Origin of the sequence: Streptomyces echinatus (assembly GCF_014203595.1) — a bacterium.
Taxonomy (GTDB): domain Bacteria; phylum Actinomycetota; class Actinomycetes; order Streptomycetales; family Streptomycetaceae; genus Streptomyces; species Streptomyces echinatus.
Genome location: NZ_JACHJK010000006.1, coordinates 281,228 through 302,361 on the forward strand (window position 1 = coordinate 281,228; position 21,134 = coordinate 302,361).

Annotated in this window: 19 protein-coding genes; 7 read left to right on the plus strand and 12 right to left on the minus strand. The window is 73.6% G+C overall.

Annotation, left to right across the window (positions count from 1 at the left end):
* The first annotated feature begins 1 nt into the window (after position 1).
* From FHS34_RS18835 to FHS34_RS18850, 4 genes are all read left to right on the plus strand, one after another.
* Positions 2-1,948 (plus strand): fumarate reductase/succinate dehydrogenase flavoprotein subunit, encoded by a 1,947-nt coding sequence (locus tag FHS34_RS18835; RefSeq protein ID WP_184966796.1) that lies wholly within the window; start codon positions 2-4, stop codon positions 1,946-1,948.
* On the plus strand, positions 1,945-2,694 hold the full coding sequence (locus FHS34_RS18840; protein WP_184966798.1) for a succinate dehydrogenase/fumarate reductase iron-sulfur subunit: 750 nt from the start codon (positions 1,945-1,947) through the stop codon (positions 2,692-2,694). Before FHS34_RS18835 ends, FHS34_RS18840 begins: the two co-directional genes overlap by 4 nt.
* 405 nt (positions 2,695-3,099) lie before the next feature.
* Positions 3,100-3,870 (plus strand): GNAT family N-acetyltransferase, encoded by a 771-nt coding sequence (locus tag FHS34_RS18845; RefSeq protein ID WP_184966800.1) that lies wholly within the window; start codon positions 3,100-3,102, stop codon positions 3,868-3,870.
* Positions 3,870-4,853, plus strand: coding sequence for a lysophospholipid acyltransferase family protein (locus FHS34_RS18850; protein WP_184966802.1), 984 nt, complete (start codon positions 3,870-3,872; stop codon positions 4,851-4,853). The genes FHS34_RS18845 and FHS34_RS18850 overlap by 1 nt, the downstream gene beginning before the upstream one ends.
* On the opposite strand, the gene FHS34_RS18855 is transcribed toward FHS34_RS18850, so the two are convergent.
* The 3 genes from FHS34_RS18855 to FHS34_RS18865 form a co-directional block, all read right to left on the minus strand.
* Complete coding sequence (locus FHS34_RS18855) at positions 4,829-7,159, minus strand: ATP-binding cassette domain-containing protein (RefSeq protein WP_184966804.1); 2,331 nt, start codon at positions 7,157-7,159, stop codon at positions 4,829-4,831. The genes FHS34_RS18850 and FHS34_RS18855 overlap by 25 nt on opposite strands.
* A 27-nt stretch (positions 7,160-7,186) precedes the next feature.
* Positions 7,187-7,381: an antitoxin gene (locus tag FHS34_RS18860; protein ID WP_184966806.1), complete on the minus strand. Its 195-nt coding sequence runs from the start codon at positions 7,379-7,381 to the stop codon at positions 7,187-7,189.
* 75 nt (positions 7,382-7,456) lie between these two features.
* Positions 7,457-8,464, minus strand: a complete 1,008-nt coding sequence (locus FHS34_RS18865) for an LLM class flavin-dependent oxidoreductase (RefSeq protein ID WP_184966808.1) — start codon at positions 8,462-8,464, stop codon at positions 7,457-7,459.
* 199 nt (positions 8,465-8,663) lie between these two features.
* Between FHS34_RS18865 and FHS34_RS18870 the strand changes: the two genes are divergently transcribed.
* The gene (locus FHS34_RS18870; protein ID WP_184966810.1) at positions 8,664-9,155 is read left to right on the plus strand and encodes a phosphatase domain-containing protein; all 492 of its coding nucleotides are present in this window, start codon (positions 8,664-8,666) and stop codon (positions 9,153-9,155) included.
* Between the two features lie 33 nt (positions 9,156-9,188).
* On the opposite strand, the gene FHS34_RS18875 is transcribed toward FHS34_RS18870, so the two are convergent.
* Complete coding sequence (locus FHS34_RS18875) at positions 9,189-9,404, minus strand: dodecin (RefSeq protein ID WP_184966812.1); 216 nt, start codon at positions 9,402-9,404, stop codon at positions 9,189-9,191.
* A 212-nt stretch (positions 9,405-9,616) separates the two neighbouring features.
* On the opposite strand from FHS34_RS18875, the gene FHS34_RS18880 reads away from it, so the two are divergent.
* On the plus strand, positions 9,617-10,873 hold the full coding sequence (locus FHS34_RS18880) for an extracellular solute-binding protein (RefSeq protein ID WP_184966814.1): 1,257 nt from the start codon (positions 9,617-9,619) through the stop codon (positions 10,871-10,873).
* Positions 10,874-10,888: 15 nt separating this feature from the next.
* Here FHS34_RS18880 and egtD read toward each other — a convergent pair whose 3' ends face one another.
* The 4 genes from egtD to egtA are packed head-to-tail and all read right to left on the minus strand — an operon-like array spanning position 10,889 to position 15,310.
* Complete coding sequence (gene egtD / locus FHS34_RS18885) at positions 10,889-11,851, minus strand: L-histidine N(alpha)-methyltransferase (protein WP_184966816.1); 963 nt, start codon at positions 11,849-11,851, stop codon at positions 10,889-10,891.
* On the minus strand, positions 11,848-12,627 hold the full coding sequence (gene egtC / locus FHS34_RS18890; protein WP_184966818.1) for an ergothioneine biosynthesis protein EgtC: 780 nt from the start codon (positions 12,625-12,627) through the stop codon (positions 11,848-11,850). The genes egtD and egtC overlap by 4 nt, the downstream gene beginning before the upstream one ends.
* Positions 12,627-13,964, minus strand: a complete 1,338-nt coding sequence (egtB, locus tag FHS34_RS18895; RefSeq protein ID WP_184966820.1) for an ergothioneine biosynthesis protein EgtB — start codon at positions 13,962-13,964, stop codon at positions 12,627-12,629. The genes egtC and egtB overlap by 1 nt, the downstream gene beginning before the upstream one ends.
* On the minus strand, positions 13,961-15,310 hold the full coding sequence (egtA, locus tag FHS34_RS18900) for an ergothioneine biosynthesis glutamate--cysteine ligase EgtA (RefSeq protein WP_184966822.1): 1,350 nt from the start codon (positions 15,308-15,310) through the stop codon (positions 13,961-13,963). The genes egtB and egtA overlap by 4 nt, the downstream gene beginning before the upstream one ends.
* Before the next feature lie 272 nt (positions 15,311-15,582).
* On the opposite strand from egtA, the gene FHS34_RS18905 reads away from it, so the two are divergent.
* Positions 15,583-16,452 (plus strand): TIGR02452 family protein, encoded by an 870-nt coding sequence (locus tag FHS34_RS18905; protein ID WP_184966824.1) that lies wholly within the window; start codon positions 15,583-15,585, stop codon positions 16,450-16,452.
* A 212-nt stretch (positions 16,453-16,664) separates the two neighbouring features.
* Here the strand turns inward: FHS34_RS18905 and FHS34_RS18910 are convergent, their stop codons facing one another.
* From FHS34_RS18910 to FHS34_RS18925, 4 genes are all read right to left on the minus strand, one after another.
* Positions 16,665-17,111, minus strand: coding sequence for a type II toxin-antitoxin system PemK/MazF family toxin (locus tag FHS34_RS18910; protein ID WP_184966826.1), 447 nt, complete (start codon positions 17,109-17,111; stop codon positions 16,665-16,667).
* A 618-nt stretch (positions 17,112-17,729) separates the two neighbouring features.
* Positions 17,730-19,217 (minus strand): SPFH domain-containing protein, encoded by a 1,488-nt coding sequence (locus FHS34_RS18915; RefSeq protein WP_184966828.1) that lies wholly within the window; start codon positions 19,215-19,217, stop codon positions 17,730-17,732.
* Between the two features lie 133 nt (positions 19,218-19,350).
* Positions 19,351-19,569, minus strand: a complete 219-nt coding sequence (locus tag FHS34_RS18920) for an NfeD C-terminal domain-containing protein (RefSeq protein ID WP_184966830.1) — start codon at positions 19,567-19,569, stop codon at positions 19,351-19,353.
* A gap of 125 nt (positions 19,570-19,694) precedes the next feature.
* Entirely contained in the window at positions 19,695-21,119 is a 1,425-nt protein-coding gene (locus FHS34_RS18925) for an amidase (protein ID WP_184966832.1), read from the minus strand.
* Between the last annotated feature and the right edge of the window lie 15 nt (positions 21,120-21,134).

Below are 21,134 nucleotides of genomic sequence, written 5' to 3' on the forward strand. Positions count from 1 at the left end.
CATGACCTACACCGACTACGCGACCGGCGCGCCGGTCACCGACTCCAAGGCCCCGTCCGGCCCGATCCACGAGCGCTGGGACAAGCGCCGCTTCGAGGCCAAGCTGGTCAACCCGGCCAACCGGCGCAAGCACACGGTGATCGTGGTGGGCACGGGCCTCGCGGGCGGCTCCGCCGGCGCCACCCTCGCCGAACAGGGCTACCACGTCGTCCAGTTCTGCTACCAGGACTCCCCGCGCCGCGCCCACTCCATCGCCGCGCAGGGCGGCATCAACGCGGCGAAGAACTACCGCAACGACGGCGACTCCGTGCACCGGCTGTTCTACGACACCGTCAAGGGCGGCGACTTCCGCGCCCGCGAGTCCAACGTGCACCGGCTCGCGCAGATCTCCGTCGAGATCATCGACCAGTGCGTCGCCCAGGGCGTGCCCTTCGCCCGCGAGTACGGCGGCCTGCTCGACACCCGCTCCTTCGGCGGCGTCCAGGTCTCCCGCACCTTCTACGCCCGCGGCCAGACGGGCCAGCAGCTGCTGCTGGGCGCCTACCAGGCGCTGTCCCGGCAGATCGCCGCCGGGAACGTGGAGATGCATCCGCGCACCGAGATGCTCGACCTGATCGTGGTCGACGGGCGGGCCCGTGGCATCGTGGCCCGAGACCTGATCACGGGCCGTGTCGACACCTACTTCGCGGACGCGGTGGTGCTGGCCTCCGGCGGGTACGGCAACGTCTTCTACCTGTCGACCAACGCCATGAACTCCAACGCGACCGCCGTCTGGCGGGCGCACCGGCGCGGCGCGTACTTCGCCAACCCCTGCTTCACCCAGATCCACCCGACCTGCATCCCGCGCACCGGCGACCACCAGTCCAAGCTCACGCTGATGAGCGAGTCGCTGCGCAACGACGGCCGGATCTGGGTACCCAGGGCCCAGGGCGACACCCGCCCGCCGAACCAGATCCCCGAGGACGAGCGCGACTACTACCTGGAGCGCATCTACCCGTCCTTCGGCAACCTCGTGCCCCGGGACATCGCCTCCCGCGCCGCGAAGAACGTCTGCGACGAGGGCAGGGGGGTCGGCCCCGGCGGACAGGGCGTCTACCTTGACTTCGCCGACGCCATCGAGCGGATGGGGCGGGCGGCCGTCGAGGCCAGGTACGGCAACCTCTTCGACATGTACCAGCGGATCACCGACGAGGATCCGTACGAGGTGCCGATGCGGATCTACCCGGCCGTGCACTACACGATGGGCGGCCTGTGGGTCGACTACGACCTGCAGACCACCGTCCCCGGACTGTTCGCGATCGGCGAGGCCAACTTCTCCGACCACGGAGCCAACCGGCTCGGCGCCTCCGCGCTGATGCAGGGCCTGGCCGACGGCTACTTCGTGCTGCCGGCCACCATCAACGACTACCTGGCCCGCAACCCGCACCAGGACCCGGTCACCGCCGAACACCCCGTCGTCCAGGAGGTGCTGGCCGAGACCGAGGACCGGATCAACCTGCTGCTCGCGGTGGACGGCGACCGTACCCCGGACTCCTTCCACCGCGAACTCGGCGAGCTGATGTGGGAGTTCTGCGGCATGGCCCGCACCGACAGCGGGCTGCGCAAGGCCCTGGAGCGCATCCCGCAGATCCGCGAGGAGTTCTGGCGGCGGATCAAGGTGCCCGGCACCGGCGAGGAGTTCAACCAGTCGCTGGAGAAGGCCAACCGCATCGTCGACTACCTGGAGCTCGCCGAGCTGATGTGCCTCGACGCCCTGCACCGCGCCGAGTCCTGCGGCGGCCACTTCCGCGAGGAGTCCCAGACCCCGGACGGCGAAGCGGCCCGCCGGGACGAGGCGTTCACCTACGCGGCGGCCTGGGAGTTCTCCGGCACCGGCGAGGCACCCGTCCTGCACAAGGAAGACCTGGTCTTCGAGTACGTCCACCCCACCCAGCGGAGCTACGCATGAAGCTCACCCTGCGCGTCTGGCGGCAGAAGAACGCCGACGCCGAAGGAGCGATGTCCACCTACGAGGTGGACGACATCTCGCCCGACATGTCCTTCCTGGAGATGCTGGACGTCCTCAACGAACAGCTCATCCTCTCCGGTGAGGAGCCGGTCGCCTTCGACCACGACTGCCGCGAGGGCATCTGCGGCGCGTGCTCGCTGGTCATCAACGGCGACGCGCACGGGCCGGAGCGCACCACCACCTGCCAGCTGCACATGCGGTCCTTCCGGGACGGCGACACGATCGACATCGAGCCGTGGCGTGCGTCCGCCTTCCCGGTGGTCAAGGACCTGGTGGTGGACCGGTCGGCGTTCGACCGGATCATCCAGGCCGGCGGCTACATCACCGCGCCGACCGGATCCGCGCCGGAGGCCCACGCCACAGCGGTGCCGAAGGCCGACGCCGACTTCGCGTTCGAGCACGCGGAGTGCATCGGATGCGGCGCCTGCGTGGCCGCCTGCCCCAACGGGGCCGCGATGCTGTTCGCCTCCGCGAAGGTCAACCACCTCAATGTGCTGCCCCAGGGGGCGCCCGAGCGGGAGACGCGGGTGCTGGACATGGTGGCGCAGATGGACGCGGAGGGGTTCGGCGGGTGCACGCTGACCGGTGAGTGCGCCACCGCCTGCCCGAAGGGCATCCCGCTCTTCTCGATCACGAACATGAACAAGGAGTGGCTGAGGGCCACCCGCAAGGCGGGGAAGCGGTAGCGACCGCCGGCCGCGGCCGCCTCAGCCCGCCCCGAGCGGGCACACCGAGCGTTCGCCGAGTGGTGGACGGGCGGGGCCGGGAGTGGTGCTCATCCCCGGCCCCGTCTGGTTTCCCGGGCCCCTGTAGTCTCCGCCCATGATCTTCGGGAACAGGGTCACGACGGGTCACGACCGCACCTGACCGGTGACCTGGTCCTCAAGCGTGTGCCCGGGCGGAGGAAGCCGGCCGGCCGCCCGCCGGGTGCCTGACCGAAAGACGGCTGACCCCGCCGTTCAGCATCCCCACATCCGCTCTCCTGGCACAGGTCACGCACCGGCCAACCGGCGTCGGAAGAACTGGAGCGACGGGCCGTACGCACCGGGCCCGCCGCCCTCGCCGACCCGGCCCGTGACCAGGAGAGAGCCATGACCGGCGTTTCCACCCTCGACCGTCCACCGCAGCCCGCGGCCCCCACTCGCTACACCGTCACCCTCGCCCGAGACGAGGCGGACGTGCGTGCCGCGCAGCGGCTGCGGCACGACGTCTTCGCCGGGGAGATGGGCGCCCTGCTGACCACCGCGGAGCCGGGGTACGACGTCGACGCCTTCGACGCGTACTGCGACCACCTCCTCGTGCACGACACGGTGACCGGGCAGATCGTCGGCACCTACCGGCTCCTCCCGCCGGAACGGGCCGCGGTCGCCGGCCGGCTCTACTCGGAGGGCGAGTTCGACCTGGGCGCGCTCGACGCGATCCGGCCCGGCCTGGTCGAGGTCGGCCGCTCCTGCGTCCACCCCGACCACCGTGACGGCGCCGTCATCGGCCTGATCTGGGCCGGCATAGCCCGCTACATGACCGACCGGGGCCACGAGTGGCTGGCGGGCTGCTGCTCCGTGCCGCTCGCCGACGGCGGTGCCCTCGCCGCCGGCACCTGGGAGCGGGTCCGGGCGAAGCACCTCGCGCCCGAGGAGTTCCGGGTCCGGCCGCTGCTGCCCTGGGTCCCGGACGCCCCGGCCCCGGCCGGCCGCACCGAGCTCCCCGCCCTGCTGCGCGGCTACCTCCGGCTCGGCGCCTGGGTCTGCGGCGAACCCGCGCACGACCCCGACTTCGGGGTCGCCGACCTGTACGTGCTGCTGTCGATGCGCCGGGTCGACCAGCGCTATCTGCGGCACTTCCTCTCCCTCGTCCCGGCCTGATGAGCGTCTGGCTGCCCACGGCGCCCTGCACCCCGGGCGCCTGCGTGGAGCAGGCCCGGGCCGCCGCGGCCGTACCCCGTGCCGTGCTGCGGCTGACCGCGGTCACGATCCTGGTCCTGGCCGGGATCGCGCTGTCCCCACTCGGCGGGAGGATCCCCGCCGAGTGGGTCAGGCGGTGGTGCCGGACGATCGTCCGGGCCATGGGGGTCCGGATCCGCGTCACCGGCACCGCCGCACCGGCCGGCGGGCTGCTGCTGGTCGCAAACCACGTCTCGTGGCTCGACATCCCGCTGCTCACCGCCGTGCGCCCGGCCCGCATGCTCGCCAAGACCGAGGTCCGGCAGTGGCCCGTGGCGGGCGCGCTGGCCGCGCGCGGCGGCGCCCTGTTCATCGAACGGGACCGGCTGCGCGCCCTGCCCGGCACGGTCGCCGCCATCGCCGACGCCCTGCGCGCGGGCGCGGCCGTGACCGCCTTCCCCGAGGGCAGCACCTGGTGCGGACGCGCCCACGGCCGGTTCCGCCGGGCCGTCTTCCAGGCCGCGCTGGACGCGGGCGTGCCCGTCCAGCCGGTCGGCCTGCGCTACCGGCAGCAGGGCGGCGGCCCCGGCACCGCGGCGGCCTTCGTCGGCGAGGACACGCTGCTGGCGTCGCTGTGGCGGGTGGCCCGGGCCCGGGGGCTGGTCGCCGAGGTGGAGATCCGGCCGGTGATCCCGCCGGGCGGCCACCCCGACCGCCGCGCCCTCGCCCACGCGGCCCAGCCGGCCGCCCCCGAGCCCGCCTGGACCCACGCGGCGCTGATCGCCGACGACCGGACGGCGGCGCCCCGGAGGGACGCGGAACCCCGGCCGGCCGCGGCCGCCGCGGCGGGAAGCGCGACCGGCCACGACGGCGCGCCGGCCGGTCGAGGACGTATGACGGCCCCGCCACCCCCGCACGGAACCGCACGGGACGAGCCCGTTCAGGGCATGACCCGCGCCAGATAGGGCGCGGTCGCGCTGCCCTCCGCCCGGGCCACCCGCTCCGGTGGACCGGCCGCCACGATCCGGCCGCCCCGGTCGCCGCCGCCGGGGCCCAGGTCGATCACCCAGTCGGCGCCCGCGACCACCGTCATGTCGTGCTCGACCACGACCACCGTGTGCCCGGCGTCGACCAGCCCGTGCAGCCGGTCCATCAGCACCTCCACGTCCGCCGGGTGCAGTCCGGTCGTCGGCTCGTCCAGCAGATAGAGGGTGTGGCCGCGGCGCCCGCGCTGGAGTTCGCTCGCCAGCTTGATCCGCTGCGCCTCACCGCCCGACAGCTCGGTCGCGGGCTGCCCGAGCCGCAGATAGCCGAGGCCCACGTCGAGCAGGGTGCCCAGGCTCCGGGCGGCCGCCGGGGTGTCCGCGAAGAACTCCCCGGCGGCCTCCACGGTCAGGTCCAGCACGTCGGCGATGTTCCGCCCCCGGTACGTCACCTGGAGCGTCTCGGGGTTGTAGCGGGCGCCCGCGCAGTCCGGGCAGGGCGCGTAGGTGCTGGGCAGGAACAGCAGCTCCACACTGACGAACCCCTCGCCCTGGCAGGTCTCGCAGCGTCCCCCCGCCACGTTGAAGGAGAACCGCCCGACCCCGTACCCGCGCGCCCGTGCCTCCGGCGTGCCGGCGAACACCTTGCGTACGACGTCGAACAGGCCCGTGTACGTCGCCAGGTTGGACCGCGGGGTGCGCCCGATGGGCCTCTGGTCGACCCGGACCAGCCGTTCGACCCCCTCCAGCTCCGCCGTCAGCTCGCCGACGAGGGTGGACTTCCCGGAGCCGGAGACACCGGTGACGGCGGTGAACACGCCGAGCGGGAACCCGGCCGTCACCGCGCGCAGGTTGTGCCGGCTGACCGGTCCCACCGTCAGCCAGCCGCGCGGCTCACGGATCTCGCGCGCCGGTCCCGGCGACTCGTCGAAGAGGTACACGGCCGTCGCCGACTCCGCCACCGACGCCAGTTCGGCCACCGGTCCGCTGTACAGCACCCGCCCGCCGTGCTCGCCGGCGCCCGGACCCACGTCGACCAGCCAGTCCGCCCCGCGCACCACCTCCAGGTGATGCTCCACGACGAACACCGAGTTGCCCGCGGCCTTCAGCCGCTCCAGCACGGTCAGCAGCGCCTCGGTGTCCGCGGGGTGCAGTCCGGCGGACGGCTCGTCCAGCACGTACACCACGCCGAACAGTCCGGAGCGCAACTGGGTGGCGAGCCGCAGCCGTTGCAGCTCGCCCGCCGACAGGGTGGGCGTGGACCGGTCGAGGCTGAGGTAGCCGAGACCGAGCTCGACGACCGGCGCGATCCGGGACCTGAGGTCCGCCACGAGCACCCTGGCGGCCTCCGTTCCGTCCTCCGGCAGACCGGCGAGGTCGGTCAGCGGCAGCGCGGCCAGCTCGGCGATGGTCCGGCCGCCGAAGGTCACCGCCAGCGCCTCGGGCCGCAGCCGGCTGCCCCCGCAGGCCGGGCAGGGCGCACTGGTCAGGAAGCGCTCCGCCTTCGCCCGCAGCGTCGGGGACTTGGTGTCCGAGAACGTCTTGAGGACATACCGGCGGGCGCTCATGTACGTGCCCTGATAGGGCCGCTGGATCCGGTCGGCGTCCCGCACCGGGTGGACGGTGACCACGGGCTGCTCGTCCGTGAACAGGATCCACTCGCGCTGTCCGGCGGGCAGTTCGCGCCAGGGCCGGTCCACGTCGTACCCGAGCGTGCCCAGGATGTCCCGCAGGTTCTTGCCCTGCCAGGCGCCCGGCCACGCGGCGATCGCGCCCTCGCGGATCGACAGGGAGGGGTCCGGGACGAGCGACTCCTCGGTGGTGCCGTGCACGTGGCCGAGACCGTGGCACTCGGGGCAGGCACCGGCCGCCGTATTGGGCGAGAACGCGTCGGAATCGAGCCGCTCGGCGCCCGGCGGATAGTCCCCGGCGCGGGAGAACAGCATGCGCAGGGAGTTGGAGAGATTGGTGACCGTGCCCACCGATGACCGCGACGTGGGGGCCGAGCGGCGCTGCTGGAGCGACACCGCGGGCGGCAGGCCGGTGATCTCACCGACCTTGGGCGCCCCGACCTGGTGGATCAGCCGGCGCGCGTACGGGGCGACCGACTCGAAGTACCGCCGCTGCGCCTCGGCGTAGACGGTGCCGAACGCCAGGGACGACTTGCCGGAGCCGGAGACGCCGGTGAACACGGCCAGCGCGTCCCGCGGGATGTCCACGTCGACGCCCCTGAGGTTGTGCTCACGGGCGCCGCGGACGCGGACGTACGGGTCATGGGGGTGCTGCATCGGGGGAACTCTAGCCGCCCCCGGGGCTTATGACTGCGGAGGGTTGCCCCGGTCCTGCCGGGTGCCGAACTCGTCCCTCAGCTTGTCCTGACCGGTGTCGACCTGTGACTGGTACTTGTTCCCGGTGCGCTGGTCGATGTAGTCGCCGCCCTTGTCGATGCCCTTGTCGGCCGTGCCCTCGTGGCCCTTGAGCATGCCCTTGATCTTGTCCATGAAGGACATGGCAGCCCTCCTCGTCGGTTCCAGGCTTGCCTTCCCAGGGTCACCGGCCGGGACCGGGTTCGCATCTTGATCAGCTCAACGGCCCGGCGCGAAGAGCGCGGCGAGCCGCCGCCAGGAGTCCAGCAGGGCCGGGCGGTCGAAGCTGCTGGTGGTGACGAGGACCTCCTCGGCGCCCGTCTCCTTCAGCACCGTCTCCAGCTCGTGGGCGACCCGGTCCCCGGTGCCGGCGATGTGCCCGGCGAGGCCCGCCTCGTAGAAGCCGCGCTCCTTCGCGGTCATCGTGCGGGCCTCGACCGCCTCGGCGGGGGCGAGCGGCGGGAAGGTGCCTCGGGTGCGGGAGTACGCCGCCGACCAGGCCTCGGGCACCAGCAGGCGTCGCGCGTCGGCCTCGGTGCCGGCCACGGCGATCGTGCCGGAGATCATGACGTACGGTTCGGCCGCCCAGCGCGAGGGCCGGAACAGGGAGCGGTACCGGTCGATGCCACGGAGCAGCTTCTCGCGGTCGCGCAGGTCACCGATGACCATGGGCAGGCCGGCGCGGGCGGCGATCCCCACGCCCTCGCCCATGGCCAGCACGAACGGTGGCACCGTCAGTCCCTCCGAGGGGCGCGCGTGCACCCCGGTCGGCGAGCCGCCCGTGAACCAGTCCAGGAGCTCGCCGAGTTGCGCCGCGAAGTCCTCGGCGTCGCCCTTGTCCCGGCCGAGCGCCCTGCGCACCCCGTCCGTGAAACCCACGGAGCGCCCGAGCCCCATGTCGATCCGCCCCGGGAACAGCGCCTCCAGCACCCCGAACTGCTCGGCGACGACCAGAGGCCGGTGGTTGGGCAGCATGACTCCGCCGGTGCCGACCCGGATGGTGCGGGTGGCGGAGGCGACCGCGGCGGCGAGCACGGTCGGCGCGGAGCCGGCGACCCCCGGTACTCCGTGGTGCTCGGAGACCCAGAACCGGTGGTAGCCGAGCGCCTCGGCCTCCCGGGCGAGCGCGACGGTGTCCCGCAGGGCCGCCGAGGGCGGGTGGCCTTCCCGGGTGCGGGAGCGGTCGAGGACGGAGAACCGGGTCCGGGCGATCACTGAGCTGCTCACGCACGCTTCAACGCCCTCACGGGCCGGGCATTCCCGGGGGCCCGCCCGGTCGGGGTGTGATCGAGGGCGGTCGGGCCGAGCCGTGGGGGAGGCCGGTCGGGTGCGCCATGAAAGAAGGATCCGGTTGCGCCGTACGGTGCGACCGCGCGGCGCGGGCGCGGGGGCACTGGCGGGATCGGGGCGCGGCTAGGCTGGCCGGGTGACCGACAGCAGTCGACCTCCGATCGCCGTGTTCGACCTCGACAACACGCTTGCCGACACTGCCCACCGACAGCACTTCCTGGAGGGCCGGCCGCGGAACTGGGCGGCGTTCTTCGCCGCCGCGCCCCAGGACCCGCCGCTCCCGGAGGGCGTGGCGCTGGCCGTGGAGAGCGCCCGCCGGTGCGAGGTCGTCTACCTCACCGGCCGTCCCGAGCGGTGCCGCCGCGACACGCTGGACTGGCTCGCGGCCCACGGCCTGCCCGAGGGACGGGTGTACATGCGGAGCAACGCCGACCGCAGGCCGGCCCGGTTCACCAAGCTGGAGATCCTGCGCCGGCTCGCCCAGAACCGTGAGGTCCGGGTGCTCGTGGACGACGACGAGCTGGTGTGCGACGACGCCGAGCGCGCCGGGTTCACCGTCGTACGGGCTCGCTGGGCCGCGAAGTCGGCCGCGCTGGAGGAGGCGCAGGAGCGGGAGGGGCGCACCTGACGCCGGGGGAGAACCGGCGCCGGGGCGGCCGGCTCAGTCGCCGTCCTCGATGCGGAATCCCACCTTCAGCCCTACCTGGTAGTGCTCGATCCGGCCGTTCTCGATCTGGCCGCGGACCTGGGTCACCTCGAACCAGTCCAGGTTGCGCAGCGTCTGGTCGGCGCGGGCGATGCCGTTGCGGATGGCCTGATCGATTCCCTCGTGCGAGGTACCGACGATCTCGGTGACCCGGTAGGTGTGGTTCGACATGCGGGTGCTCCTCTCGTGTCACGCCGTACTCCACCGTGCCGTATCCGCGCTCCGTCCGCACGGCGTCACCGGGTCCGCGGCCCGGACCGCTTGACCTCCGCATTGGTCCATACCAAAATCCCAGCACACCCGTACGAGCCGCGCGCTCGTTCCCCCACGCCGGGCCCCCACCCCCTGTCCCAGCACCCCTGCCAGACAGAACAGGACCCCTCGTGAGACGTCGTCTGCTCGCCCTCATCTGCGTCACCGGCTCCCTCGTCACCGGCTGCGGGATGCTCCCCGGCGACCACGAGCGCAGGACCGTCACCGTATGGCTGATGAAGGACAGCGCCTCCCAGGACTTCGTCCAGCGGTTCACCGAGGACTTCGAGCGCACCCACGACGACCTGCGCCTCGACATCCGCGTCCAGGAGTGGACCGGCATCGTGGAGAAGGTCCGCGCCGCTCTCTCGGCGGACTCCGGCGACGCCCCGGACGTCATCGAGGTCGGCAACACCCAGGTTCCGCTGTACGCCGAGGGCGGCCGGCTCGTGGACCTCTCGCTGGAGTCCATGCGGGACTGGGGCGAGGACACGTGGCTGCCCGGCCTCGCCGAGCCCGGCAAGGACGGCAACCAGCAGTACGGCATCCCCTGGTACGCGGCCAGCCGGGTCGTCATCTACCGCAAGGACCTGTTCGAGCAGGCCGGCATCACCAGCCCGCCCCGGACCCGCGAGGAATGGCTCACCGACACCGAGAAGCTCAACTCCCACGGCAACCAGGGCATCTACCTCGCCGGGCAGGACTGGTACACGCTCTCCGGCTTCATCTGGGACGAGGGCGGTGACCTCGCCCAGGAGAAGGACCACGAGTGGCGGGGCACCCTGGACACCCCCGCCGCGCTGCGCGGCATGGACTTCTACCGGCGCCTCCAGGCGCTGGGCCGGGGGCCCGTCGACGCCGACGAGGAACACCCGCCCCAGGCTGGGGTGTTCGCCGACGGCAAGGTCGCACAGATCATCGCCGTACCCGGACTCACCCGGTCGGTCCTCCAGCGGAACCCGGGCCTGAAGGACGAACTCGGGTTCTTCCCGGTGCCCGGCCGCACGGCCGGGCGGCCCGGCGCCGTCTTCACCGGCGGCTCCGACCTGGTCATCCCGCAGAACACCGACGACCAGTTCGCCGCCGCCACCGTCGTCGGGGCGCTCACCGGCGCCAAGTGGGACACCGAACTCGCCCGCACCATGAACTACGTGCCCAACAAGACCACCCTGGCCGGCGCGGTCGCGAGCGAGGAGGGGGTCGCCGCCATGGCCGCGGGCGCGGCACACGGCCGGGCGACCCCCACCACCCCTCAGTGGGCCGACGTCGAGGCCGACAACCCGATCAAGGAGTACATGACCCGGGTGCTGGGCGGCGCGGACCCGGCGACCGAGGCGCGCCGCGCCTCGCGGAAGATCACCGAGGCGCTCGAACCGGACCTGGGCTGAACCACCGTGCCCGGGTCACCGCGCCACGCTCAACGACACCGCGAAGCGGCCCTGCTCGTCCGTCCACCAGTGGGTCAGCTCCAGTCCGGCCACGGCCAGTTCGGCGGTCACCCCCTCCCGCCGGAACTTGGCAGACACCTCGGTGCGCAGCTCCTCGCCCGCCGCGAAGTCCACGGCGAGGTTCAGTGCGGGCACCTTCACCGTCTGGGCCGTACGCGAGCGCAACCGCATCTCGATCCACTCCCGCTCGGCGTTCCACAGGGCCACGTGGTCGAACGCGTCCAGGTCGAAGTCGGCGCCCAGTTCGCGGTCGACCACGGCCAGCACGTTCTTGTTGAACGCGGCCGTCACCCCGGCCGCGTCGTCGTACGCCCGGACCAGCACCCGCTCGTCCTTGACCAGGTCGGTGCCGAGCAGCAGCCCGTCGCCGGGGGCGAGCAGCGAGCGCACGGAGGCCAGGAAGCCGGCGCGCTCGTCGGGCAGCAGATTGCCGATCGTGCCGCCGAGGAACGCCACCAGCCGGGGTCCGGGGGTGGCGGGCAGGCTCAGCGGGGCGGTGAAGTCGGCGATCAGGGCGTGCACGTCGAGGTCCGGGCGCTCCTCGACGAGGGCCTGCCCGGCCTGGACGAGGGCGCTCTCGCTGACGTCCACCGGCACATAGGCGGTCAGCGAGCCGAGCGCCTCGATCAGATAGCGGGTCTTCTCCGAGGAACCCGAGCCCAGTTCCACCAGGGTGCGGGCGCCGCTGGCGGCGGCGATCTCACCGGACCGGGTGGCGAGGATCTCCCGCTCGGCGCGCGTGGGGTAGTACTCGGGCAGCTCGGTGATCCGCTCGAACAGCTCGCTGCCGCGAGCGTCGTAGAACCACTTGGGCGGCAGCCACTTGGGTGTGACGGTGAGGCCGCTCAGCACATCGGCGCGCAGCGCGGCGTCCGTGGCGTCCTCGGGAAGGGTGCGGGTGACGTGCAGGGGGCTCAACGGCAGGGCTCCTTCGGGGTTGCGGCCGCCGGATCCTCCAGCGGGGCGAGCAGCACGCCGGCGCGGCTCGCGGTCAGCACGGTGCGGTCGGGGACCTCCTGCCAGAGCGGGTCGTCGTCGTACGGTTCGGAGGCGACGACCGTGCTCCGGCCGGGCTCGGTGCGGTACCAGAGGGAGTCGCCCCAGGCGGTGGCGGCGATCGACTCCCCGTCGGTCAGCAGGAGGTTGAGACGGGAGGCGGGCGCCGCCTGCGCCAGCCGGCGGACCGGCTCGCCCAGGGCCTGGTCCAGGGTGTCGCCACGGCGCAGCCGGTGCAGGACCAGCGCCCAGACGAACGCCGAGTCGTTACGGGCCTGGAGCGACAGCAGCTCGACCGGGGGCAGCGTGGACACCAGGGGTGCCGCCGAGTCCGGCCAGCCCGCGATCACGCCGTTGTGGCTGAACAGCCAGCGCCCGGACGCGAACGGCGCCGCCGCGGCCTCCGCGTCCGCCCCGGCCAGGGTCGCGTCCCGGACCGCCGCGAGCACGGTGCCCGAGCGCACCACCCGGGCCAGGTCGGCGAAGGACAGGTCGGCCCAGATCGGGCCGGCCCGCCGGTAGCGGGCCGGCACCGGATCCTCCGGCGTGTACCAGCCGACCCCGAAACCGTCGGCGTTGACCGTGCCGTGCCGCTGCCGCCGGGGCGCCCACGACTGCCGGAACAGACTGTGCGGGGGCTCCACCAGGACCCGGCCGAGCGGCTCCGCCAGCCCCACGTAAGCGAGGTGACGGCACATCAGAAGCCCTCCGAGCGGGCGGTGCGGAACCCGGAGAAGATCTGCCGGCGGATCGGGTAGTCCCAATTGCGGAACGTGCCCCGGCAGGCCACCGGGTCCACGGCGAACGAGCCGCCGCGCAGCACCTTGTACTCGGGACCGAAGAACACCTCCGAGTACTCCTTGTACGGGAACGCCCGGAAGCCCGGGTACGGCAGGAAGTCGCTCGCCGTCCACTCCCACACGTCACCGATCAACTGCCGTACGCCGAGCGGCGACTCACCGGCCGGATAGCTGCCGGCCGGGGCGGGACCGAGGTGCCGCTGGCCCAGGTTGGCGTGTTCCGGTTCCGGGTCGGCGTCACCCCACGGATAGCGCCGCGAGCGGCCGGTCGCCGGGTCGAAGCGGGCCGCCTTCTCCCACTCCGTCTCGCTGGGCAGCCGCCGCCCGGCCCAGCGGGCGTAGGCGTCCGCCTCGTACCAGCACACGTGCAGCACCGGCTCGTCCGGCGGGACCGGCTCCGTGACGCCGAACCGGCGCCGGAGCCACTGGCCGCCGTCCCGCCGCCAGAACAGCGGGGCGGAGACGGCGTGCTGCCTGATGTGCGCCCAGCCCTCGGGCGCCCACCAGCGCTCGGTGTCGTAGCCGCCGTCCTCGATGAACGCCTGGTACGCCGCGTTCGTCACCGGGACCGTGTCGATCCAGAAGGGCTCCACCTCCCGCGGGTGCGCCGGGCGCTCGTTGTCCAGCGCCCAGGGCTCGCCGGAGGTGCCCATCGTGAACGGACCGCCGGGCACCAGGACTTCGGCCGGACCGGTGAACGGCGGGGCGGGGTCCGGGTCCGGTGCGGTCAGGACCGGCGGGCCTTTCCTGAGCTGATGGGTGATCAGCATGGTCTCGTCGTGCTGCTGTTCGTGCTGGGCGATCATCCCGAACGCGAACCCGGCCTCGGTCAGCCCCGTGCCGTGGAAGTCCGCCGCCTCCAGCAGGTCCAGCGCCCGGCCGCGCACCTCGGCCGCGTACCTCCGGGCCTCGGCGGGCGCCAGCAGCGGCAGCGAGGGGCGCTCGGACCGCGGGTGCTCGAAGGCGTCGTAGAGGCTGTCGATCTCGGGCCGCATCGCCTCCCGGCCGCCGACCGCCCTGAGCAGCCACAGCTCCTCCTGGTTGCCGATGTGCGCGAGGTCCCACACCAGCGGGGACATCAGCGGCGAGTGCTGGGCGGTGAGATCGGGTCCGTCCACACAGCTGGTCAGCAGCGTGGTGCGGTCACGGGCGGTGGTGAGGGAGGCCAGCGCCCGCTTGCGCAGATCTTCGGTGTCCGTCTCGGTGGTCGTGATGTCGGTCTCCGGGGCGGTCATGTGCGGATGTCCTTCCTCCGGCGGGCGGTGGGTGCGCCCCCGGTCGTACCGGGCCGGGGCCGCTGGTGCTCCGGGGCGGCCGGCCGGCCGAGCAGGTCGTCGGCGGGGCACCGGCCCCGGGCGACGTAGCGGTCCCGGTACGCGGCCACGGCGTCGGTGACGCGCGTGGTGGCGCCGAACCGGGGGAGGGCGCGCAGGGCCGCCGCGAAACAGGTGTCGGCGGCCTCGCGCAGCTCCGGGTCGGCGAGCCCGTGCCGGGCCGCGTCGACCCACAGCGGGTTGTGCGGGGCCGGCAGGTTCAGGGCCCGCTCCGCGAGCGGCTTCACCGTCCGGTAGGCGGTCTCGGCTGCCTCCGGGTCGTCGAACAGGGCCGCCGTCACCGCGAGCGGCACGATCCACCCGTTCTCGCCGGGCTGCGCGTCGATCATCCGCAGCTCCAGATGGCCGCGCGGCCGGACCGGCGGGAACAGGGTGGTCATGTGGTAGTCGAGATCCGCCCGGGTGGGCGGCCGGGGTGACCGGGAGCGGGTCCACTCCCGGAAGGTGAGCCCCTCGGGCACCTCCCAGGGCCCGCTGTCGCGGCGGACGCACATCACCGGCGCGTCCAGCACGTGCCGGGCCCAGGCGGCCCGCGGTTCGGCGTCCAGCGGGGGAGCGCCGGCCCGGCCGGCGCCGATCTCCGTCCACATCAGCTGCCGGGTGGACTGCCAGCCCGTGGGCCGCCGGCCGAGCAGCGGCGAGTTGGCGAACGCGGCCACCAGGACCGCGCCGAGCTGGTGCGCCAGCCACCAGCGCCGGACGTGTCCCAGCGGGCCGGGCTCCTCGTGGCCGGCGTCCACACAGACCTGGACGGAGGCCGAGGCGCACATCATGTGCCGGCCGGCCGGCCCTGTGCGGTCGAGACAGGTCTCCATGGCGTCGTAGCGCGGTTCGCGGAGGAACCTGCGCGGTGTGTGCCAGGGGTCGTGGCCGATGCCGGCGAGGCCGAGACCGTCCTCGGCCAGGACGGCCCGGACGGTGTCCAGATCGGCGGAGACGGTGTCGACGCACTCCATCAGGGAGGCGGCGGGCGGCGAGCTCAGCTCCAGCTGGCCGCCGGGCTCGACGGTGAGCGGCGAGTCCAGGGGTACGGCCCGCAACGTGGCGTAGGCCGCTTCGAGTCGTTCGGGAGTGACCGGGAGCTGCGGCAGCTCCAGGGAGTGGACGAGCCACTCCAGCTCGACACCGAGGGTGCGGGGCGGTCCGGTCTTGAAGCAGATGCCCCGGACCAGGGCCTCCACCTCGGCCTCGGTGACGGCGGTGGGGTGCGTCGTACAGTCACCACCGTCGCTGCGTGTATCGGACATGTAGGGATCCTCCTGAGGTTCCACCATGCCACCGGTCCGGCGTGTCCGCCGGGCAGGCGCTCGTCCCAGCCAAGACCCTTCCGCGGATTCGCACAAGAGTGCCCTCGCGGACGTTCCGGTTCCGTCACTCCTGTTTCCATGAACGTTTCCGGACCGTTCCGAGGGCGGGAAACTCCGTTGCACCGCCTCACCAGCATCACCCAGGATGCGTACATGAGCACGACGGGGGAGACCGCGCGGGACGTGGTCGTGGCGCCCACGGGGGTGGCGCCGTGAGCGCGCGCCTGCGCGGGATCGCCGCGGAGACGGAGCAGATCGTGGCCGCGGGCCGGTACCGGTCGCCGGACGGCCGGGAGGTGCCGATCGCCGAAGCGGTCGAGGCCGCCCGGGCCGGCACCCGGATGTTCGGCCCCGCACCGGTGCCGGTGCCGCCGGCGCCGGCGGACGGGGACGGCACGGTCTTCGAGGTCACCGGAGAGAGCAGCCTGGAGGCGGCCCGCCGGCTGGCCGACGCCCCCGTCGCCGTCCTGAACTTCGCCTCGGCCCGGAACCCGGGCGGCGGCTATCTCAACGGCGCGCAGGCCCAGGAGGAGGCCCTGTGCCGTGCCTCCGCGCTGCACACCTGCCTGCTGACGGCCCGCGCCTACTACGACCACCACCGCGCCGTCCGCGACCCGTTCTACTCGGACCGGGTGATCCACTCCCCGGCCGTTCCCGTCTTCCGCGACGACCGGGGCCGGCTGCTGGCCGAGCCGTATCTCGCGGGCTTCCTGACGGCCGCAGCCCCCAACGCGGGCGTGATACGGCGTACGGCACCGGAGCGGACCGCCGAGGTGCCGGCCGCCCTGGTGGTGCGGGCCGAACGCGTGCTGGAGACGGCCGCGGCCCACGGCTACCGCCGGCTGGTGCTCGGCGCCTGGGGCTGCGGAGTCTTCCAGAACGACCCGGTCCAGGTCGCGGGCGCCTTCCGGACGGCGCTGGGGCCCGGCGGCCGCTTCGCGAGCTCCTTCGAGCACGTGGTGTTCGGGGTGCTGGACCGGGCACCGGGAGCGGCGGTACGGCAGGCGTTCGCGCAGACCTTCCCACCGCCCCGGGCGGCCGACCCGCCCCGGAGGACAGAGGCCGGCCAGATCCAGCCGTAGCGCTCGTGGGGCCGGCCGGTCCGGGAGGCGGCGCTCCGGGTGGGGTGCGGTGCTGGTGGAGGTGGCCGGCTGTGTGGGTGCGGTGCTCGTGAAGGCGGCCGGTTGTCTGGGGTGCGGGCGGGTCAGGTCCCGCCGGAGCGCTCGTCGGGCCGAGGGGGCGGGGCGTTTCCGGTGGGGGGCGGGGCTCGCGCGGGCGGGCGGGTGCGGGACGGTCAGGTCCAGCCGTAGCGCTCGTGCAGCCGCTGTCGGACCAGGTTGAACCGCATCCGGTCCAGCGCGCACGCCTCCCGGCGCATGCCCCGCTCGTGCAGCCGCAGCACACGGTCCACGTCCACCCATGAGTCCCGGCCCGAACGGTCCCAGGGCCCGCTGCCGATCGCGACCCACTCCCGGTCGCCGTCGTGCCGCTTGCTGGAGAGCTGGACGGCGAGGAAGGTGCCGGCCGCCTCACGGGCCACGACCAGCACCGGACGGTCCTTGCCCCGGCCGTCGTTCTCCTCGAACGGCGCCCAGGTCCACACGATCTCGCCGGGGTCCGGATCGCCGTCGTGTGCCGGGGAGTACTCGGTGCGCACCGGCCCGACCTGGCGCGGGTCCGCCTCGGTGGTGGCATGGGGGCCCTGCCGGCCCGGGACGTTCTCTTCGGTAGACGTGCTCACGGACGCACCCTAGTGGGCCGGGCAACTCGTCTCCGCGGCAGGTGCGTTACTCAGGCCCGGTGCCGGGGTGTCCGGCCGGTGCGCTGTCGGGGCGGGCATCCGCATCCCGGGGCGCCGGCCGTACACGGTCGGATACGTCAGCCCGGCCTCGCCTGTGACCGCACGCGACCCGCGGACCGGCCCGGACGTCGTCGAGGGGCTCACCCGCGACCCCGACCCCGAGGTCCGTGCGGCCTGGCCCGCCACCCGAACCCGCCCGCCCGCCGGCTCACGGAACTCCTGGTCGACCCCGAACTCGCCCACGCTGTCGCCGCGAACCCGGCGCTGGACCAGCGGACCGCCGACCGGCTCGTGCGCACACACGGCCACAGCCCCTGGTGGGGGAGTCCGCTCGCGCACACCCATGGGGGGCCGTGGTGGGGGACATCGCTCGCGCACACGCACGGCCGGCGTCCTTGTGAGGCACCCGCTCGCGCGACACGCACGGCCGGTGGCCCTGGTCGGGCACCGGCTCACGCGGCACGCACGGCCGGGGGCCCTGGTGAGGTTCCCGCTCCTGCGCACGCACGGCCGGGGGCCCCTGGTGCGGGACCCCCGGCCGTGCGGGACCGGTCTGTGTCAGCTCTCCCGGTCCACCGTCACCTTCTGCGGCGGGGGTGCCGCCACTCCGTTGACCGAGGGCGAAGTGCCGTTGGGCGCCTGCCCGTTGTCGCCCATCGTGGCGAGCAGCTTGCGGGCGAGGCCCAGCCCCGTGCCGCCCATGGTGAGTGCCTTGGCGAACATCTCGCCCATGCCCTCGGCACCGTTGAGGAGCACCATGTTGTCGACGTTGCCGAACGCGGACGCGCCGGCCTGGACGATCTCCGGCCACTTCTCCGCGAGTTGCTGGGCGACGACCGCCTCCTGGTTCTCCGCCAGGGCCGCTGCCCGGGCCTTGATGGCCTCCGCCTCCGCCAGACCCTGGGCCCGCGTCGCCTCCGCCTCCGCCAGGCCCTTCGCCTGAGCGGCCGCGGCCTCCGCCTCACCGGTGGCCCGGGTGGCGGCGGCGGTCGCCGCACCGCGGGTCTTGGTCGCCTCGGCCTCGGCCACCGCCGCGGTCTTCACCCGGGTCGCCTCGGCCGCCGCCGCCAGCTCCGTCTCCTTCGCCCGGGCCTCGGCCGCCGAGATCCGCGCGTCGCGCTCGGCCTCGGCCGTCGTCCGCGTCTCGTAGGCCCTCGCGTCCGCCGGCTTGCGGACGTCCGCCTGCAGCTGCTGCTCACGCCGGTGCGCCTCCAGCTCGGCGACCCGCGTCTCCTGGACGACGACCTCCTGCCGGGCCCCGGCCGCGGCGAGCGGGCCGGCCTGCTGGGCCTTCGCCGCCGCCTTGTCTCGCTCGGCCTGGTAGCCGGCCTGCAGGATCTCGCTGTCCCGGGTGGCCTCCGCCATCCGTGCCATCGACTGCTGCTCGGCCTCGGTGGCGAGCCGGTTCGCCTCCGCCTGCGCGATACGAGCGTCCCGCTGCACGGCCGCGGCGTGCGGCATCGCCAGGTTCTGGATGTACCCGGTCGGGTCCTCGATCTCATGGATCTGCAGCGAGTCCACGATCAGACCGAGCTTCTCCATCTCCGTACCGCAGGCCACCCGGGTCTGCCCGGTCAGCTTCTCCCGGTCGCGGATCATGTCCTCGACCGTCAACCCGCCCACGATGGACCGCAGATGACCGGCGAAGACGTTGTGGACCCGCTCCGCCATCAGCTTCTGCTGGTCCAGGAAACGGCGGGCCGCGTTCGCGATCGACACGAAGTCGTCGCCCACCTTGAAAATGACCACGCCCCGCACCTTCAGCGGAATGCCCTGGTGGGTCACGCAGTCCACGTGCAGCTCGGTCTCGTTCAGGTCCAGCGAGAGCCTGCGCACCGCCTGCACACCGGGGAGCACCAGCGTGCCGCGCCCGGTGACGATGCGGAAGCCCATGCCCTCCTCGATGCCCTCGGTGCGGTGCTTGGACCCGGAGATGATGAGCGCCTCGTTCGGCTCGGCGACCCGCCACATCATCTTGAAAAGACCGATCAGGACGAGAACGGCCACGACGACCGCCCCCGCAACGACGCCGACCATCATCGGCATACGCCCCCTTTGCCTGGTGCCCGTTCGGCACCGAACGAAGGGAGTGTGCGCCTGCCGGGGGCCCGGGTGAAGGCACCGGGGAATCCTTGTTGCAATCTTGACGCATGCCGCTCTCACCTGCGGCTGAGCGGGCTCAACTGTCGTACGCGGCCGTGACGTAGACGGTTCTCGGCGGCAGATGCTCCACCACCATCACCACGGTCCCGGTCGTGATCCGGGAGGTACCGTCGGCCGGGTGGGCGAGGAAGTGCTCCGCACCGCCGCGCACCCGCACGATCACCTCACCCACCAGACCGGGCCCGACCGTCCCCGTCACCCGCCCCATCAGCCCGACCATCGCCGCGTCGCCCATGGGAACAGCGTAGGGTCCGACGGCATGACCTGCACCGTTGTGTGCACGGTCGCCTCCGCACGGTGCGGTGGCCCGGCGCGCGGCGTGCACCGGACGGCTGGGGCTCTCCGGGGAGTGCCGGGTGCTCAGCCGGCCTTCGTCGGTTCGGCCTGGCGCTGCGGCGGCCACCGCTCGTGCCAGCGCAGTTCCGCCTCCAGCTGCGCGGCCAGGGAGACCAGGAGCGGCTCGCTGTCGGCCGGGCCGAGGAGTTGGGCGCCCACCGGCAGGCCGGGGCCGGCGAACCCGGCGGGCACGTTCACGCCCGGCCAGCCCAGCACGTTCCACGGCCAGGCGTACGGGCAGGCGGCGATGATGGCACGGTCCGTGGCCAGCCCGCCGAGCCGGGAGAAGGCGCCGATCCGCGGCGGGGGCAGGGCTGTCGTCGGCGCGAGGACCACGTCGTACGACCCGAAGAACGCGCCGATCCGCCGGTGCAGCACCGCCTCGGCACGCCGGGCCGCCCGGAGCGGGGCCCCGCCCAGCAGCCGGCCGAGCCGGGCCGCCTCCCGGGTGCGCGGGTCGAGCAGCGCGGGGTCGGGGACTTCGCGGGCCCGTTCGGCGATCCCGGCCGTGGCCCGTGGCACGAAGGTCAGCCCGATCTGCCCGTACGGCGGATCCGCCTCCTCGACGACATGTCCCAACCGCGCCAGCTTCTCGGCGAGTTCCACCACCCGGGCGCGGATCTCCGGATCGAGCCGGGCGGGTGTGGCGGTGAATGGCGGCTTCAGCGACAGCGCGATACGCAGCCGGCCCGGGTCGCGGCCGACCGCGTCCGCCACCGTCTGCGCGGGCGGCCGGTGCGGGTCCCGGTCGTGGTTGCCGCTCGCCGCGTCCAGCAGCAGGGCGGCGTCGGCGACCGTACGGGCGAGGGTGCCGTTGACCGTGATGCCTTGGAAGGACTCGCCCCACGGCCAGGTCGAGATCCGGCCGCGCTGCGGCTTGATGCCGATCAGATGGGTCCAGGAGGCCGGGATGCGCACGGAACCGGCACCGTCGGAGCCGAGCGCGGCGGGGACGAGTCCGGCGGCGACGGCGGCGGCCGAACCTCCGGAGGACCCGCCGGGCGTGTGCCCGGTGTTCCACGGGTTGCGGGTGTCGCCGAACGCCGGACCCTCGGTGAACGGCCACTGCCCCAGCTCGCAGGTGTTGGTCTTGCCGACGATCACCGCGCCGGCCGCGCGCAGCCGGCGTACCGCCTCGCCGTCCGCCGCCACCGGCGGGAAGTCCCCCGGGCAGCCGAACGCGGTCGGTTCGCCCGCCACGTCCATGTCGTCCTTCACCGCCACCGGCACGCCGAGCAGCGGGCGCCGGACCCCGGCGGCCAACTCCCGGTCGGCGGCCTCGGCTTCGGCGAGGGCCGCCTCGGTGCGGACGATCCGGAAGGCGTTCAGGGTCGGCTGGGTCGCCTCGATCCGGGCCAGGGTCCGCTCCACCAGCGCGCGCGAGCTCACCTCCCCGTCGGCGAGGGCGCGTCGGGTCTCCGCGAGGCCTGCGGCACGGTCGGGCGTCATGACGGGGTACCTCCG